The sequence below is a fragment of the Rhizobium sp. 3T7 genome (assembly GCF_020166565.1).
GTDB lineage: Bacteria > Pseudomonadota > Alphaproteobacteria > Rhizobiales > Rhizobiaceae > Rhizobium.
This window is the reverse complement of sequence record NZ_JAIQXS010000012.1, coordinates 77,358-93,893: the sequence shown is the minus strand read 5'-3', so window position 1 is coordinate 93,893 and position 16,536 is coordinate 77,358. Positions and strand designations below refer to the sequence as shown.

Genomic DNA, 16,536 nt, shown 5'->3' with positions numbered 1-16,536 from the left:
GGAGTGGTGTTACCGGTAAGTAACAATGCATTTGTTACCGATCGGTCACATGGATGTCAAGGACCTTGTCCGCAAAAAAATCAGAATCATTGAGCCTGCTGTCTCCTGCAAATACTGATGAGAAAATCCCGCCACGGGAGCGCATCGTCTCGACCGCCGCCGAGCTGTTTCGTGAGCACGGCATCCGCGGCATTGGCGTGGATGCGATCGCAGACGCCGCATTGACCAACAAGATGACGCTCTACCGCCATTTTGGCTCTAAAGACGAGCTGGTCTGCGAGACACTGCGGCGCGCTTCGGAAAAAGCCGAGGCGATCTGGCGCGATCTCGAGACGGCCCATCCGGGCGATCCGAAAGGGCAACTCAAGGCATGGGTCGAAGCGCGAACGCAGAGCCTTTGCGGTGAACACGTTGGCTGTGATCTCGCCAATGCCGCCATCGAGCTCAAAGGCGAGGGGCATCCGGCCTATGGCGTGATCGAACGCCACAAGGCAGAGCAACGCGACAGGCTGGAAGCGCTCTGTCTTGCAGCCGGTGCGCGCGAACCGAACCTGCTGGCCGACACGCTGACGCTCCTCCTTGAGGGCGCTCGCGTGACGCGCCAAGCCATGGGCAACGACACATGTTGCAATCATTTCTCCAAGGCCTGCAACGCTGCCATCACCGCTTTTGCGTGATGGCATCCGCCGATCGGCGGGAACCATACGCCTTTACACTCGTTTCGGACGATGTGGGAAGTAAAGGCATGGATTACATCTACCTTCACCGTCTTTATGCAAAGCGAGCCGAACTCGAGGCAAAGCTCGAGCTCTATGAGGCGCGCGGCTGCTTCGGCGACGAAGAGATCGATGACGGCACCGATCAAGAGCTGCGAGAGCGGATCAATGAATTATCTGCTGAGATAGACGTGCTCGAGCATTCGAGCGCACTTTAGTTGCTCGCGTCCAATAACTGGATGGTACGATCGTCGAACTCGCCTTGATAGAGCCGATCGATCACCTTGTGAAAAGGCGATCCATGTTCGCTGATCGCCGCAAAGAGCGTCATGGAAGAGCGCAGCTTGAAATCATCAGGAGAGCCAAAGACTTCGTGCGCGGATTTGCCCTCGATAGCAAGGACGGCTTCGACGCAACGCAGTAGCCTGCCGCCGAGAACGGGATCTGCAAGATAGGCAGCGGCCTCTTCCGCAGATCGGATGGCGTATTTCTCTGCCATGAATGATGAGCCGAGGCCGGCGATCTGAGGAAAGATGAACCACATCCAGTGGGAGCGCTTATGTCCCGCTCTCAACTCCGAAAGCGCCCGCTCATAGTCCCCATTCTGCGCATCAACAAAGCGGTCCAGATTATAGTCAATCTCATCGGGCATCGACGATCCTCCCCTTGCGCATAACTATATCGCAGGGAAGGGTTGTCCATGCCCGCAGCGCGACAGATCCTCAGCAGGATCTGTCTGGGTACGGGCTGTGCTCACGGCAGTAATCGACCGCGGGCAACGATTCCGAGATCGATCCGACAGTTGCCGTGTCGAGGCCCGATGCCATGGGTGCCGTCAAATGGACCGTCAGCCCTGCAATGCCCAGAAGCGCAAAGGCTGCAAGAACGATGAAGCGTTCTGATATTGAAGGTTTGTGCGCATTCACATGCTCAACGTATTCGCGTTCGCCCATGCCGTTCAACTCGTCATCTGTTGCGTGGTGGTGCACCACGTCGCCGTGCGCCGTGTTCCAACTCTCGCCGTTTGTCATTTTGTTAACTCCTACACTGATGCGTACACCGGCACATGATCGTCCTTTCGCCGGCAAACAGCACGCTAGTGCCATGTGTGCTTTCTTGGTCCCCGATTGAAGACCGGATACACAAACGCAGTGTTCATAAAATCGAACCAATCGGTTTGATTTGACTTTAAGGGCTTGGCTCGCCGAATAAATTCGGCTTAGTTCGGCAAGTCAGTCAGATTGTGGATACCCCCATGACGAAAACATTTGGCGCCATGTCCGTCGCGCAGCTTTCCAGTCTCATCCAAACGACAGCTGTCGATCCCATCGAAGTGACAGAAGCCGTGATCGATGGCATCGAAGCACATGCCGATCGGGCGGTTTTCACGACAATCCTGAAGGATCGCGCGACAGAAGAGGCGAAGGCCTCATCGAAGCGAATGAAAGAGGGCCGCTCGCGTGGCATGCTGGACGGCATGCCAATCGCCTGGAAGGACCTCTTTGATATCAAGGGTCGGACAACGACGGCTGGATCAACCGTTCTGGCAAGCGGTCCGGCTGCTCAGGCAGACGCGCCAGTCGTGGCAACGCTGAAGCAGGCGGGCATGGTCTCGATCGGCTGTACCAATATGAGCGAGTTCGCGTTCTCCGGGCTTGGCCTCAATCCGCACTACGATACGCCCCACAATCCGCGCAGCAGCGATGTTCCACGCGTTCCGGGCGGTTCGTCTTCCGGCGCTGGCGTTGCGGTGGCCGCAGGCCTCGTACCGGTGGCGATGGGGACGGATACGGGCGGCTCCGTGCGCATCCCTGCCGCCTTCAACGGCATTGTCGGATATAAGGCGACCCGCAGCCGCTATCCCATGGCGGGCGTCTATCCGCTGGCGAAAAGTCTTGATTCGCTCGGTCCGCTCTGCAGGACCGTTCAGGATGCGGTTTGGATCGACGCTGGAATGCGCGGTGCTGCGGCGCCCTCAATTGTCGCCCGGCCACTCAAGGGGCTCGATATCGTGATCCCTGACAACGTCGTGTTCGATGGTGCGGAAGCCGGGGTTGTTGCGTCTTTCGAGACGGCAGTCGATTGGCTTGCGGCGGAGGGCGCATCGATCAGCCGGATCAAAATCCCGGCTTTTGATGAATTATTGGCGCTCATGGCCCAGTACGGCGCCCTTGTCACGGCCGAAGCCTTTGCGCTTCACTGGCAACGGTTGGCTGGGCCGCAAGCCGCCGACATGGATCACCGCGTCGTGATGCGCATAAGGCTTGGCGAGAAGACAACGCTGGCGAACTATCTTGCGATCCTCGATAAGCGCGAAAGGTTGATAGGTGATGTCGAGCGTCTCGTCGGCGATAGCTTCGTCGCTTTTCCATCTGTCGCCCATGTGGCGCCGCCAATCGCGCCGCTGGAGGCCGACGACGATTTGTTTTTCGCAACCAACGGGAAGACGTTGCGCAACACGCTGCTTGGCAACTTCCTCGATTGGTGCGGCGTATCGATACCGTGCGGTACGGGAGATGCCGACATGCCGGTCGGCTTCCTGCTTTCTGCCGTGGGCAAACGGGACGAGGCGCTCCTGAGCGCTGCGCTTTCGGTGGAGGAGGTTATCCGCGGATAATTCATTTAAGACGGTAGCCATTGCTCCTGGGAGGAGAACATGACTGAAGGCAATTTGGAGAATGGACGTTTTGCAGTTTCGACATGGTCGCTGCATCGGCTGTTGGGGGCGGTCTATCCCTACAGCCCCGATCCGGACAAGAGTGCCACGCGCAAGGAACCCTATGGGCCAGGGCGGTCCGCGTTGACCGATATCCCGGGGCAACTTGCCGACCGTGGCATCGGACGGCTCGAAATATGCTCGTTCCACCTGCCAAGCCTTGAACGCTCCTATCTCGCCGAGATGCGCGCCGCGCTTCAGGACGCTGGGATCCTGCTCCAGACGCTGCTCGTCGAAGATGGGGATCCAAGCCATCGCGAAACCGCCGAGCGTGATATCCAGTGGATCGCCGGCTGGATTGAGATCGCGCAAGCGCTTGGCGCCAAGAACATGCGGGTGATCACAGGTAAGCAGCCGCCGACGGCAGAAAACCTCGAGCGGGCAGCGGGCCATCTTGGTTGGCTTGCAAAACATGCGGAAAACAGCAGTGTTCGCATTGTCACCGAGAACTGGTTCGATCTACTGGCTTCTCCGAAGGAGACGAATTGGCTGCTGGATACTCTGCAAGGCAAGGTCGGCCTGAATGGCGATCTTGGCAATTGGGCTGCGCCGGCAAAGTACGCGGGGCTTTCCGACATCATGCGTCGTGCGGAACTCTGCCACGCCAAGGCCGATTTCGGCGGATCGGGGCTAGACAGCGCCGACTACCGCAAATGCCTGGAGGCGTGCCGGACGGCAGGTTACAGCGGACCATATACCTTGATTTATGATTCATCGTTTTTTGCCGATGAGTGGGACGGCATCCTGCATGAAAAGGCGTTCATCGAGGACTTCCATCAGGAAAAGCAGCGCGCGGTTGGCTGAACCGCGAAAGGAGCATGGCATGAGTGGCGCAACGACGATCGACGGCTTCGCAAAGCGGATCCGAAGCGGTGAGGGCGGATTGATATCCGCGTGGATCGGCATTCCCGATCCGCTTTTCGTCAATCATCTGGCGCAAGAGGCCTTTGATGCCGTTGTGTTGGATATGCAGCATGGCGTTTGGGATATCGGATCGGCGGCTGTTGGCATTGGCCAAGGGAGGCTTGCCGGCAAACCCGTGCTCGCTCGCATTCCGGTCGGCGATTTCGCATCGGCCTCGCGTCTTCTCGATGCGGGAGCCTCCGGCATCATTGCGCCGATGATCAACTCGGCATCGGACGCCAAGGCCCTCGCGATGGCCACCAAATACCCACCGCTCGGCGAGCGTAGCTGGGGACCGACACTGGCGATGAACCATACGGGGCTTTCGGCAACCGAATATCTCGCGACCGCCAACCAGCAGACCGTGGCAATTGCCATGATCGAGACGCGCGCGGCCCTTGATGCCGCAGATGAAATCATGCGTGTAGATGGCATCGACGGCATCTTCGTCGGCCCATCCGACTTGTCGATTGCACTGTCGGATGGAGCGAAGGTGGCACCCGATACGGCGCAGGTCGACGCTGTTCTCAAGCACTTGATCGCCCGTTGCCGGGCTCACGGCAAATTTGCCTGCGTCTTCGGCAGCAATGGCGAGCGGGCGGGCGAACTGTTGAAAATGGGTTTCGATTTCGTTATCGCCGGGGCCGACACGCAGCAGTTGCGTTCGGGTGCAGCAAGCGCGATTGCAGCCGCCAGGCGGGTCCAGGCAAGCTGATCTATTTGACCGCGAGCCATATGACGTGACGCGCACCACCGCGCTTGCCGTTGGCGCGTGTGTTGACGGCATCGACGCTAAAGCCGCAGTCGCCAAGCCGCCGGGTGAAACCGGCGTCTGGACCTGATGACCAGACGGCAAGAACGCCGCCCGGTCGCAGGGCATCGCATGCAGCGCGTAAACCCGCAAACTCGTAGAGGCGATCGTTAGAGCGGCGCGTCAGACCATCAGGCCCATTGTCGACGTCAAGCAGGATTGCGTCGAATTGCGCCTTGCTTCGCCGTACGAGTTCGCCAACGTCGCCCTCATGGATGGCGACGCGTGGATCGTCGAGGCAACCCTGAAATACCTCTGACATTGGCCCGCGTGCCCATTTCACCACCGCCGGCACCAGTTCGGCAACGATAATCGATGCATCTTGTGGCAAAACGGAAAGGGCAGCACGCAACGTGAAACCCATTCCGAGACCACCGATCAGCACATGCGGACGCGCACGCCCCTTGATCCTTTCATGAGAAAGCGTTGCGAGCGCCTCCTCGGAGCCGCTCAGGCGGCTGTTCATCAGCTCGTTCGAGCCCAGCATGATCGAGAACTCGCTGCCTCGCCGTTTGAGACGCAATTCACCGCTTTCTCCAGGAATGGGGGCGGAATCAAGCTGAATCCAGGGGAGCATGTTATTCGTGCCTCGCGTTGCGCGGTTCCCCTAGCACAGAAATAGCAGATCCGCGAACCTGGATGCAGGCTCGCGGTGGCTGCAAGGCTTGCTTTCAGTTCCTCTCAAGGCAAGCTTGGCTGTTGCCTTGGACCCCACGGCGCTGCGGCGGGCATCGCGTCCATTGTATATTGCCGGACCCTGTCGTACTGCCGGTTTGGAACGTGTCGAACGGTATTGCGAATCCACCGCTCGGTGCCTCGTCTTCGCGGGAAGTCCCGAGCGGCGGTGAACCGTCGAAGCGGCCGCTGCTATCCATGCCCATATTCGCTTGCGCAAAGGCTGAACCGGCGAAACTGAGGAGTAGGACTGAAGTCACTGCGATAAGCCTGCGCATGATCGAGATCCCTTCACGTTGATGCAATTATGAGTATAGCGCGCCGTTTGATTTGTGCCAGCGTCGAGAGGGGATATGGCGTTGAAATCGCGCGATGTCTTGGTGACGCTTGGTGATTGCCGGATGCTTCGGGACAGACCGTGCTTGAATTCTCTCCCAGTGTTCCAGATTGCCTACAAGGCATGCGAATGGAGACGAGCATGGGGAAGGATCGGAAGGCAGCGTTGGTGCGGATATCCGGTCGGGTCCAGGGCGTCAGTTTTCGCGTCTGGACACGCGCCCGGGCTGAACAGCTCGGTCTGGTGGGCTGGGTCCGCAACGAAGATGATGGATCCGTGAAAGCGCTCATCGCCGGCCCGGAGACGGCCGTCTCAGCGATGTTGAAGGAATTCTGGAAAGGACCGCCCGGCGCGTCGGTCGTTGCTGTCGAAGTGGAAGTGGCATCTCCTGAGGCCATACCCTCCGGGTTCCAGATCACAGCGTAGCTACGCCGACTGAAGGCGAAGAGGTGGTTCAGCGCATGGGGAGGTGGCCTGTGAGATGGACGGGGAACGCCGCAACCGAGCCAGAGGGCCTCGGTGGCAGGGGTCTTAACTTTTTGGAGACACGAGAAATGCTGTCGATTTCGAGAGTATGCACTGCCAAGGATTTCACCATTGGCGGTGAATTGTGTAGGGCCTTTGGCGCTTGGGATGCCGAGGCCTGTCGCGCCTATGATATCCCTCCCGAGGTGGTTGTATCCTTTTTTCATGACGAGGATGATGAAGCGTTGGCCGCGAGATACAGTGTGGCAGACGCGCCGTTCATGTTAGCCAGATGGGATGGCGAGCCTGCCGGCTGCATTGCGCTCGAACCCTTCGACGAGACCGCCTCCGAAATCCACAAATTCTATGTAGACCCCGCGTTCAGGGGGCGTGGTATCGGAAAGGCACTGCTGCAAGAAGTCCTGGCCGAGGCTGGCAAGGGGACGAGCACGATGCTGCTGGTGCATACGACCGTCTACATGAAGAGCGCGTTGTCGCTATACGAAGCTTTCAGCTTTAAGCGCTGCCCACCGTTCCGCGACATTCCTGACGCCATCAGGCACACTGAGGTCTTTATGAAGCGACCCACTTCACTGGATGGTGAGAACGGTGCGCAGCGCTGAAGATCGGCTCGTGGACTTTGACTTCCGCGCGCCGCCCTCAAACTTTGGCTTACTGACATCCGTCGCCTCGTTTCCGCGAAAGCTGTTACCCGCTTCTGGTTGGTATTAGGGTCCCGGGCAATCCGCCCGCCAAGGGTTTCGCTTTTTACAGTCCGGCAGCAACTCATCCGTGAATTGCAGCTTTTCGACGGATCATTCGTTGCGACGAGATCCGATTTCAGATTTGCCGGAGTAAGCGACAACCGATCCGCTACCCCACCAAACGTCAAGCTGGACGGCTACTGCAGGCTCACTCCACCTCATCGCAAGAGGCCGGCCGCTCTGCGCCACAAGCGGACCCCAATTGGGTCACCCCCTCGCGGCTATGCCACGACCGTCAAGGAGAGTCGGCGTCGTTCAAAGGCTATTGGGAAGGGGCGATGCGAAATAGGTTTGACAGCCATCTCACCTTGGCCCTGAGCACAACCTACCGCCCCGGTTGAGGCAGTAAGCGCGATTGACATTCTGATGTGCAACATGTATACAACATGCCTATGACAGTAATCGATGTTTCGGATGTTGCTGCGCGCGGCCAGCGCCCAGATGCCGCGCAAGACGTCGTCTATGCCTGGCTGAAGCGGCACGTGCTGACTTTGCCGCGCAGCGAGACAACGTTCATGACCGAGTCGCAGGTTTGCCGGGAAACGGGCGTGTCACGCACGCCCGTTAGGGAAGCCTTCCTGAGGCTTGAAGCGGATGGCTTGTTGAAGATTGTCCCCAAGAAGGGTGCATATATTCCGCCGATCACGGAGGCCGACGTTGAGGCAATCATGCAAGCGCGCCGGCTTGTGGAAGAATGGTGTGTGCGGCAAGCGAGCAGGTTTGGCGAGGTCGTGGCCGACGAACTGGATCGACTGATCGCCAAGCAGGAGGAGGTTCGGAACGACCCCGTCGCCTTCATCGAGCGCGACCGGGATTTCCACCGTACGATCGTGGCGGCCGCAGGAAACCCCGTTCTCGCGAGTTTTTACGAGAGCCTTCGAGATCGGCAGGTTCGAATGGGCGTGCATGCCATTTCCGTCGGCAGCCGCATCGATGAGGTTTTCACTGAACACCGCGCGATCGCGCAGGCCATTCGCGCCTCGCAGTCGGACCAAGCGGTTGCCGCGGTCGGCGAACATCTGGCCAAGACGCTGGTGGCATTGCAGGCACCCATATTCTGCCACCGGTTGTCCAACCCGCGACAAGTGGGATAACGGCTCTCCTTTTGCGAGAGCAACATAGGAAGCGGATAGCACAGGATTGAACATCGGATAGATCAATGGCATCGAGGGTTCGGACATGGAGCCAGTCTTCAACGTACGTGCATTCAGGCAGGCGTTAGGGCAATTTCCAACCGGAGTATGCGTGGTCACGAGCATGATCGGCGCGGACAAACTCGGCGTGACGATCAGCTCCTTCAATTCGCTTTCCCTTGATCCGCCATTGATCCTGTTCAGCATCGATCGTCGTGCCGCGAGCCTTCCACTGTGGAGGCGGGCGGAGGGATTCACGGTCAACGTCCTTTCGGAGAACCAGGAGGACCTGTCGAACCGCTTCTCCCGGGCGCTGACCAACAAATGGGAAGGAATCGTCTGCCACATGGATTCCGGGTGCGGCGTTGACCTTCCGGGAGCCGCGGCGCTGTTTCATTGCGCGCGCTGGGCCGTCCATGAGGGCGGTGACCACCTGCTTTTCATCGGCCTGGTGGAGTCGTTTCAATCATTCGGCGACCGAAGACCACTGGTGTTTAGCAAGGGGCGGTATGCCGCTCTGGAAGATGCATTTCGCAACGAGGCGTCTTGGCCACTGGCCATGCACTACTAAAGGGGGAAGTCATGTTGAAGACGGGTGCACAGCATAGCGAAACCCTGCGTGACGGCAGACAGGTGTTCATAAATGGCCAGCTTGCGGGTGATGTCACTGCGCATCCGGCCTTCCGCGAAACCATCCGCTCGGTGGCGCGGCTTTACGATTTCCAAGGCGCCGAAGAGAACCGGTCTCTCATGACATTCGACACGGGGGATGGCGGCGCTCGCGCGAGCCGCATCTGGCAGATGCCGGGCGATTATGCCGAATTGGTGGAGCGCCGCAGGGCGTTGGAAACCTGGGCGACATTGCATTGCGGTTTTCTCGGCCGCGCCCCGGATCACGTGGCCTCGTGTCTTTCGGGCATGATGATGGGGATCGAGGTTTTCCAAGATTATGATGAGCAACGCGCCGCTGCGCTGGCGGACTACTATCGTCATGCCCGCGACAACGACCTTTACCTGACCTACGTGATCATCAACCCGCAGGCGGACCGGTCCAAGACCGCGAGCCTGCAGCAGGATCGCACCTTGACCGCGGGCGTCGTCGACGAGGACGCCGAAGGTTTGACGATCCGCGGCGCGAAGATGCTGGCTACGGGCGGTATCATGGCCAACGAGGTCTTCGTCACCTGCATACAGCCCCTTTCGGACGGCGACGAGCCCTATGCGGTGTCCTTCGCGATCCCGATGAATGCATGCGGACTGAAGATCATGTCACGCAAATCCTACGAGGAACATGCCGTAAGTGTCTTCGACAATCCGCTTGCCAGTCGCTTCGACGAGAATGACGCGGTTCTTTATTTCGATGACGTCAAGGTGCCGTGGGATCGGGTTTTCGTGAACCAGGACATCCGCCTGTGCCAGAGGCAGTTTCATGCCACTCCCGCCCACGTGATGCAGAACTACCAGGCGCAAATCCGCTTGATGGTGAAGATGCGCTTCCTGCTGGGACTGGCGCACCGCATCGCAGAGACCAACGGCATCCTCAATTTCCCGCAGGTACGCGAAATGCTCGGCATGCTCGCCGCCCAAAGCGCAATGGTCGATGCACTCGTGCACGCCATGGAAGTCAAGGGGCAAAGCCGCGGCCGGTATTTCGTTCCGGATGCCCACACCCTCTATTCGGCCCAAGTGCTCACCCAGAGGCTATACCCGGAGGTCATTTCGTCGCTCCGCGAATTGGCGGGAGGCGGACTGATCATGCTACCCTCCAGCATCGACGACTTCGTCGATCCACAGTTGAGAAGCCTGATCGAAAAAACACAACAATCGCCTGCCACGAGCGCCGAAGGCAGGGTGAAGCTCTTTAAACTGGCCTGGGATGCGATCGGCTCCGAATTCGCCTCCAGACATACCCAATATGAGATGTTCTATGCGGGCGCGAACTTTGTGACCAGGAGCCACAGCTACCGCACCTTCGACTGGCATTCGGGCACAAGATTAGTCGATCAGATGCTCGACTCCTATTCGCTCGAAAACGAACTTAGCGCCGATGCGGCGGTGGCGGCATGACCACGCCCCTCTATACACTCAAGGAACACAGGGAATTCCATCGGGTGGACATGGCAGGGGGCTGGCATGTCCCTCCGGGCTATCCGTCCGGAATAGAGCAGAAGATTCTTGCAGGACGGCTTGATGAAGTGAACGGCAAAGGCAACCGGACGAGACTGCTCCGCTTCCTACCGAAGGCGCGGACCGAAATGCCGTTCGTGCACGACTACTGGGAAGAAGTCTACCTACTCGAAGGTGATCTCGTCGTCGGCGACCCGCTCACGCAAACGACGTCCTTTCCGGCCCATACCTATGCATGCCGTCCCCCCGGTGTCTTGCACGGTCCGTTCATGTCGGAGACCGGCTGCTTGCTGCTGGAGATTCACTATTATGAGACACCGTCTTGAACGGCTGAAAGTTGATCAGAGCGAGGATGACCGTTCCGACCGCGACACGCACTATGCGCAATCACCACATGTGACCCCGGAGAAAGGTCTTCGAGGCTCTCGGAAATCGCTCCAATGTCGTCCAATTTCAACCTCGCAAGCCACCGTCCAGCCATCGCCGTTCGCCCAGCTACCTTCGACCGAGGTTTACCAGGCGGCGGTCGTATCGTCTGAGTTGGAGCGAAAAGAGGTTCCTGGCCGCATTGGTGGTCCTGGCTGCAATTGCTTGCGTTCAGCTTGTCAGCGGAAGCAAGTTCGATGCGGTAAGTGCATTGCCGTCATCGGCCAGGAACGAATTTGCGTCATCGAGGTTCACGGTCACCGATGGCGATACGATCCATGTCCAAGGCGAAATCAACGGTACCCGGCTCGTCGGCTACAACGTGCCCGAGGTTTTCAGTCCGCGCTGTACATCTGAAAAGGAACTCGGGGACCGTGCAACGGCTCGTCTCAAGGAATTGGTGGCCGCCGGGTCGCTCAGACTCACAAGGGGTACCTTGCGCGTGCACTCCAGGGAGCGAAGGAACTGACAGATGCAATTATGGTCGCTTCTGTGCAGTTCTTTATGCAGGAGGGCAGGATGTCAGCAACATCTTGATTGGCGAGGGTCTGGCTGTGCCGTTCGTGTGCAGCGGAGCCAGATGCCCGCCTGCGCCGCGACCGTGGTGCGGTTGAGTTGGTCGCTTCTCAGGTCCAAGAGTTCTTAAATCGATTTTAAAATATTGAATTCAAATTCTAATCGATTTTAGTTATTTCATTAAAAAATTCTTGTTGCGGTGCGGGAGAATTCAAACCTTAAATGGCTGACGAAGTCTGCTGTTTGGAGGAACTTGGATGACCTTTACATTTCCGCTTACCGCGAAGCGCAACGTCGAGGAACTGCTTAAACACCTAGCAGACCATAAACTTAGCTGTCCGGGCAATTGTGTCGTGTCGGTGAAGCCCCATGTAGCCCATGTTTCGTCGATGAACACGTTCGCGTTGGGCACAGCGCGCACTGCGTGGTAGCGCTGATCGGCGCTAGCCGCCTGCGGCGGGTGTAAGGAGACGTGATTGTTTCACGCCTCCCGTCGTGTCTACGACGTCTAAATCTCGTCCGAACCTGCACGGTAGACCAGGAACTGGTCGCTTTCCGGATCACGGAAATAGGCGCAGTAAGGGGGGCCTCCATACTCGCCTCGGTAATGAATGCCGCCAAATCTGCCCCTACCTCGAAGACTTGTGGCCAAGTGACCCGAGAGCGTCGCGAGGTCTACGGATAGTTGTCCTTGACCGCTAGGTCGGCTGGAAAGTAGCCTCTGAGAATGTTGATAACACGCGTTCTTTCTGGTCTTCCCCCTCACGGTATCAAGCGTCATCGTGAACGAGCCGCCAGCGCAGATGTCACTGCGGAGATTTAACTGTGATCCCATCCACCGCCCATAGGGGCATCGACCACACAGACCACCCCCGCTGGGTCGTAAGTGATCGTTACCTCACCTTTCAATTCGGCCGCCAGCAGGCTTTCTATCAGGCGTGAGCCGAAGCCTTTGCGCGAGGGCTGAGTGACGGTCGGTCCTCCCGTTTCCCGCCATTGCAGTCGCAGCCTGGCATGTTCATTCCTTTCGAACGACCATTCAATCGAGACGCGACCTTCTGGTGTGGACAGGGCTCCATACTTGGCGGCATTTGTTGCCAGTTCGTGCAGCGCCAGCGAAATCGACACGACGGCGCGCGGCGCAAGTTGAATGCTCGGGCCAGAGATCGAAAACCTGTCCTGTTGATAGGGAGAAAGTGATTGTCGGACGACCGTCTCTAGTTCTGCTTGCTCCCAGTTGCCGTGCGTCAGGAGATCGTTCGCCCTCGACATCAAGGCAAGACGAGCCTCGAATGCGTCCACGCCCGCTCGGTTTGCTTTCTCCCGCCCGAGCGTCTGTCGCGCGATGGCCATCACCGTTGCGAGCACGTTCTTCACACGATGATTGAGTTCGCCGACGAGAACGGCCTGGAGCCGCTCGGCCTCCTTTCGGGCGCTGATGTCGTGCGCTATTTTTGAAGCCCCGACGATCCTGCCATAAGCGTCGAAGATAGGTGAAACGCTGAGCAGGACGTCGACCAGCCGGCCATCCTTGCGTCGCCGCTTGGTCTCATAGGGATCGACCCTTAGACCGGCATTGATCTGCCGAATGATTGCCGGCTCCTCTTCAATTCTGTCATCAGGAACCAGAAGCATGACTGAGTGGCCGATCGCTTCCTCGGCCGAATAGCCATAGAGCTTCTCAGCTCCGATGTTCCAGCTCGTGATCCTCATGTTCAGGTCGGTGCCGAGAATGGCGTCGTCGGACGAGGCAATGATTGCGGCAAGGCGACGCTCCACTTCCTGAGCGCGCTTTCGTTCGGTGATATCGACGACAACGGCGACAGCTTGCCGTATCGCTCCGTTCGTGTCGCGAAGGGGTGAGACGGAATTCGCCACCCAAACGAGGCTGCCGTCCTTGCGCACATAGCGCTTCTCTATGTCAAAGCTCTCGCCGGTTTCCAACATTGTCCTGAACGATCGGACATAGTCGTCCAGATCCCTGGGAAATGTGATGTCCTGCACGCGCATCTTCTGAAGCTCGGCTTCCGTGTAGCCGACGATTTCGCAGAAACGGCTGTTAACGAGGAGGAGACGCCCGGCGAGATCCGACTGGCCGATACCGGCTGCTGTCTGCGAAAATATTGCACGAAACCGCTCCTCGCTCTCCCGCAATACGGTTTCAAACTTAACGCGTTCGGTGGTCTCACTGACAATGCAGAAGACGCCGCCGACCTTGCCTTCCTCGTCCCGGATCGGTGAGTAGGAAAGGTCGAAGTGAACAGTCTCGGGATAGCCGTGACGCTCGATATAGAATGCACGGTCCTTGGCGACCACCGTTTCGCCGTCGTCAAGGACCCGCCGCAGGAGCGGTTCCAGATCGCCCCACAATTCGCTCCAGTTTTCGCGGGCCGGGCGGCCGAGGGCCCGAGGATGCTTGCTCCCGATGGTGGGCGCATAGGCATCGTTATAAAAGGCGACGAAATCCTGGCCCCAGAAGATGACAATCTGAGCTTTGGCAGGCAGCATGATGTCAATGGCCGACTTCAAGCAGAGTGGCCACGAGGAGGGCGGGCCTAGAGCGCTTGATTCCCAGTCACCGCCATAAATGCGATCGGCCATCTCGCCTGACTTGCGATATGTGTCGTTGCTGCGCAGGAGCTTCGTCCTCCCTAGAATGGCCTTTGCAATTCAAAAGTTTGGCGCGCAAACGTCAAGAGGCAAATCAGGGAGGCGCAAAGCTATCTCTCGACGTGACACCAAGCCGCTAGAAGAGGTCGCGCGGTGCACCGCATCGCGACGTTGTGGCCCGCTTCGTTGAAGAAAATCGAGCCGATGGAAGCGCGCTGCCAGCCCCTGTCGTCACAAGAGAACTCGCAGTCGGATAGTGCCAGAAAAACGCGGGAGCGATACTGAATATGATCTGGGAAGCGGCTGTAGGGCGCCATTATCGTTAGGCCAAGAGCCACGTCGCCTCGTTCCTCCACGCCCGATATGCCCGCCACCACCGCATGCGCATGTGTATGCTCGATGTTGATGCTGGCAAATGGGCCGGTCTTGCTCGCAACCCATTCGAGGCTCCTGGCAACATCGTTGATGGCAGCCGCAACTTCGGCGAAAGGCTCACCCTTCGAGGCCAAATTGCGCAGTGCAAACTGCAACTGAGGCCCCAAGGGCACAGGCGTGGCTGGCTTCGTTGCGATTGCGCCCGGCTCCTGCAGGAGGTGGAACACCTTCCCAGCAACGAATTTTTCCATGAATGGAGCGGCGTCGGACAGCATGATGTTGCCCAACGCGCCGATCAGACGTTGCACGGCGGCAGGCCTGCGCGCGCGGCTCACAGGATAGTCGCCGCTGGCAGCCCTGGTCCCACGATGCAGAAGGAGATCTGCCTCCCGTCTCAATCGGGGTTTGGACATCGATGTGGAAAACTCCTTGGTCACACCAGGGGATCCTTATCCCGGCGGGATCAAAAAGCAAACTATTCGAAGCGCCTTTTCCGACGATAGTTGGCGCGATGCCGACAGGCGGATGGCAGAACTCTCGACGAGCGAACGCGTTGTGTTTCTGTTTGGCTGTTGGTCGCCAAACAGAAACTGTTCGGACTGCTATACCGCGCGCGTCAAGGCATCTGCCAGAATGGAGACGATCCTTTCAATTTCGCCCGTCTCAATGATCAGCGGCGGCGACAGCGCGATAATGTCGCCGGTGACGCGAATGAGCAGCCCCTTCCGGAAGCAGTCCACGAAGACGTCGTAGGCGCGTGTCCCTGGTGCGCCGTCGCGTGACGCAAGTTCCACGGCACCGACAAGGCCGAGGTTGCGGATGTCGGCAACGTGCGGCAGCCCCTTCAGGGAGTGAAGAGCGTCCTGCCACGTGTCGGCCAGGGATGCGGCCCGGGTCAGCAGCCCTTCCTCCTCATAGATTTCCAAAGTCGCGATGCCCGCGGCACTGGCAACCGGGTGACCGGAGTAGGTGTAGCCGTGGAAGAGCTCGATCTGGTTTTCCGGTCCGACCATCAATGCGTCGTAGACTTTTCGGCTGGCAAAGACCGCTCCCATCGGGATGGCGCCGTTCGTCAGGCCCTTGGCAGTGGTCACGAGATCGGGGACGACACCGAAATAGTCGGTCGCGAATGGCGTGCCCAGCCGGCCGAACCCGGTGATGACCTCGTCGAAGATCAGGAGAATGCCATGCTTGTCGGCAATGGCGCGCAGGCGCTCCAAATATCCCGCCGGCGGCAGGATGACGCCTGCCGATCCAGACATCGGCTCGACGATGACCGCGGCGATGGTTTCCGCGCCATGTAACGCGACCAGGCGTTCCAGGTCGTCCGCGAGCTCGACGCCATGCCGCGGGAGCCCCTTCGAGAAACCATTGCGCTCGATGTCGAGGGTATGGCGCATATGGTCTGCGGGAATCTGCGGAAAGACCCGACGATTGTTGACGAGCCCGCCGACAGAGATGCCGCCGAAGCCAACGCCGTGATAACCCTTCTCGCGACCGATGATGCGGGTGCGGGTGCCCTGGCCGATGGCGCGCTGATAAGCGATTGCGATTTTCAACGCCGTATCAACCGACTCCGAGCCGGAGCCGGTGAAGAACACACGATCGAGTTTTGCGGCCGGCCCGCCCGGCGCAATCTTTGCGAGCTTCTCGGCAAAGTCGAATGCGACGGGATGGCCGATCTGAAACGTCGGAGCGAAGTCCATCGTCTGCAACTGGCGGGCAACGGCGTGCGCAACGCGCTTTCGACCGTGACCGGCATTCACGCACCAGAGGCCGGCCGTGCCGTCCAGCACCTTGTTGCCGTCGACATCGGTGTAATACATGCCTTCAGCCGAGGCGAGCAGCCGGGGAGCGGCCTTGAATTGGCGGTTTGCGGTAAACGGCATCCAGAAATTCTCGAGAGAAAGTCGGTTCGACATGCTCACCTGGTCCATCACTATATTCTCCGTTGAGTTTGAA

The 16,536-nt window shown here is 58.8% G+C and carries 17 protein-coding genes; 11 read left to right on the top strand and 6 right to left on the bottom strand.

Translation table 11 applies throughout. From position 1 onward, the window contains the following. Positions 1–53: 53 nt before the first annotated feature. Both K9B32_RS17950 and K9B32_RS17945 read left to right on the top strand, forming a co-directional pair. On the top strand, positions 54–677 hold the full coding sequence (locus tag K9B32_RS17950) for a TetR/AcrR family transcriptional regulator (RefSeq protein WP_224564566.1): 624 nt from the start codon (positions 54–56) through the stop codon (positions 675–677). A 68-nt stretch (positions 678–745) separates the two neighbouring features. Next, a complete protein-coding gene (locus K9B32_RS17945; RefSeq protein WP_224564564.1) occupies positions 746–934 on the top strand; it encodes a hypothetical protein in 189 nt (62 codons plus the stop codon). Here the strand turns inward: K9B32_RS17945 and K9B32_RS17940 are convergent. Then, positions 931–1,368, bottom strand: coding sequence for a DUF1810 domain-containing protein (locus K9B32_RS17940; protein ID WP_224564562.1), 438 nt, complete (start codon positions 1,366–1,368; stop codon positions 931–933). The two genes, K9B32_RS17945 and K9B32_RS17940, sit on opposite strands and share 4 nt — an antisense overlap. Positions 1,369–1,438: 70 nt before the next feature. Then, positions 1,439–1,747, bottom strand: coding sequence for a hypothetical protein (locus tag K9B32_RS17935; protein ID WP_224564560.1), 309 nt, complete (start codon positions 1,745–1,747; stop codon positions 1,439–1,441). Positions 1,748–1,971: 224 nt separating this feature from the next. On the opposite strand from K9B32_RS17935, the gene K9B32_RS17930 reads away from it, so the two are divergent. The 3 genes from K9B32_RS17930 to K9B32_RS17920 are packed head-to-tail and all read left to right on the top strand — an operon-like array spanning position 1,972 to position 5,050. Further along, positions 1,972–3,333 carry an amidase gene (locus tag K9B32_RS17930; protein ID WP_224564558.1) on the top strand — a complete coding sequence of 454 codons (1,362 nt, stop codon included), beginning with the start codon at positions 1,972–1,974 and terminating at the stop codon, positions 3,331–3,333. Between the two features lie 39 nt (positions 3,334–3,372). After that, positions 3,373–4,236: a sugar phosphate isomerase/epimerase family protein gene (locus K9B32_RS17925; protein WP_224564556.1), complete on the top strand. Its 864-nt coding sequence runs from the start codon at positions 3,373–3,375 to the stop codon at positions 4,234–4,236. A gap of 19 nt (positions 4,237–4,255) precedes the next feature. Next, positions 4,256–5,050 carry an HpcH/HpaI aldolase family protein gene (locus tag K9B32_RS17920; protein ID WP_224564553.1) on the top strand — a complete coding sequence of 265 codons (795 nt, stop codon included), beginning with the start codon at positions 4,256–4,258 and terminating at the stop codon, positions 5,048–5,050. Between the two features lies 1 nt (position 5,051). Here the strand turns inward: K9B32_RS17920 and K9B32_RS17915 are convergent, their stop codons facing one another. Continuing rightward, positions 5,052–5,723, bottom strand: coding sequence for a spermidine synthase (locus K9B32_RS17915; protein WP_224564551.1), 672 nt, complete (start codon positions 5,721–5,723; stop codon positions 5,052–5,054). A 576-nt stretch (positions 5,724–6,299) separates the two neighbouring features. Between K9B32_RS17915 and K9B32_RS17910 the strand changes: the two genes are divergently transcribed. From K9B32_RS17910 to K9B32_RS17885, 6 genes are all read left to right on the top strand, one after another. After that, a complete protein-coding gene (locus tag K9B32_RS17910; RefSeq protein WP_224564548.1) occupies positions 6,300–6,584 on the top strand; it encodes an acylphosphatase in 285 nt (94 codons plus the stop codon). A gap of 128 nt (positions 6,585–6,712) precedes the next feature. Continuing rightward, complete coding sequence (locus tag K9B32_RS17905) at positions 6,713–7,246, top strand: GNAT family N-acetyltransferase (RefSeq protein WP_224564544.1); 534 nt, start codon at positions 6,713–6,715, stop codon at positions 7,244–7,246. Between the two features lie 527 nt (positions 7,247–7,773). After that, positions 7,774–8,481 (top strand): GntR family transcriptional regulator, encoded by a 708-nt coding sequence (locus K9B32_RS17900; RefSeq protein ID WP_224564542.1) that lies wholly within the window; start codon positions 7,774–7,776, stop codon positions 8,479–8,481. Positions 8,482–8,566: 85 nt separating this feature from the next. After that, positions 8,567–9,091, top strand: coding sequence for a flavin reductase family protein (locus K9B32_RS17895; protein ID WP_224564540.1), 525 nt, complete (start codon positions 8,567–8,569; stop codon positions 9,089–9,091). 11 nt (positions 9,092–9,102) lie between these two features. Further along, positions 9,103–10,587 (top strand): 4-hydroxyphenylacetate 3-hydroxylase family protein, encoded by a 1,485-nt coding sequence (locus K9B32_RS17890; RefSeq protein ID WP_224564538.1) that lies wholly within the window; start codon positions 9,103–9,105, stop codon positions 10,585–10,587. Continuing rightward, positions 10,584–10,973 carry a cupin domain-containing protein gene (locus K9B32_RS17885; protein WP_224564536.1) on the top strand — a complete coding sequence of 130 codons (390 nt, stop codon included), beginning with the start codon at positions 10,584–10,586 and terminating at the stop codon, positions 10,971–10,973. The genes K9B32_RS17890 and K9B32_RS17885 overlap by 4 nt, the downstream gene beginning before the upstream one ends. A gap of 1,435 nt (positions 10,974–12,408) precedes the next feature. Here the strand turns inward: K9B32_RS17885 and K9B32_RS17880 are convergent. From K9B32_RS17880 to K9B32_RS17870, 3 genes are all read right to left on the bottom strand, one after another. Next, positions 12,409–14,190, bottom strand: coding sequence for a PAS domain S-box protein (locus tag K9B32_RS17880; RefSeq protein WP_224564534.1), 1,782 nt, complete (start codon positions 14,188–14,190; stop codon positions 12,409–12,411). A gap of 119 nt (positions 14,191–14,309) precedes the next feature. After that, entirely contained in the window at positions 14,310–14,987 is a 678-nt protein-coding gene (locus K9B32_RS17875; protein WP_224564531.1) for a dimethylsulfonioproprionate lyase family protein, read from the bottom strand. A gap of 189 nt (positions 14,988–15,176) precedes the next feature. Next, positions 15,177–16,511, bottom strand: a complete 1,335-nt coding sequence (locus tag K9B32_RS17870) for an aspartate aminotransferase family protein (RefSeq protein WP_224564528.1) — start codon at positions 16,509–16,511, stop codon at positions 15,177–15,179. Positions 16,512–16,536 lie beyond the last annotated feature (25 nt).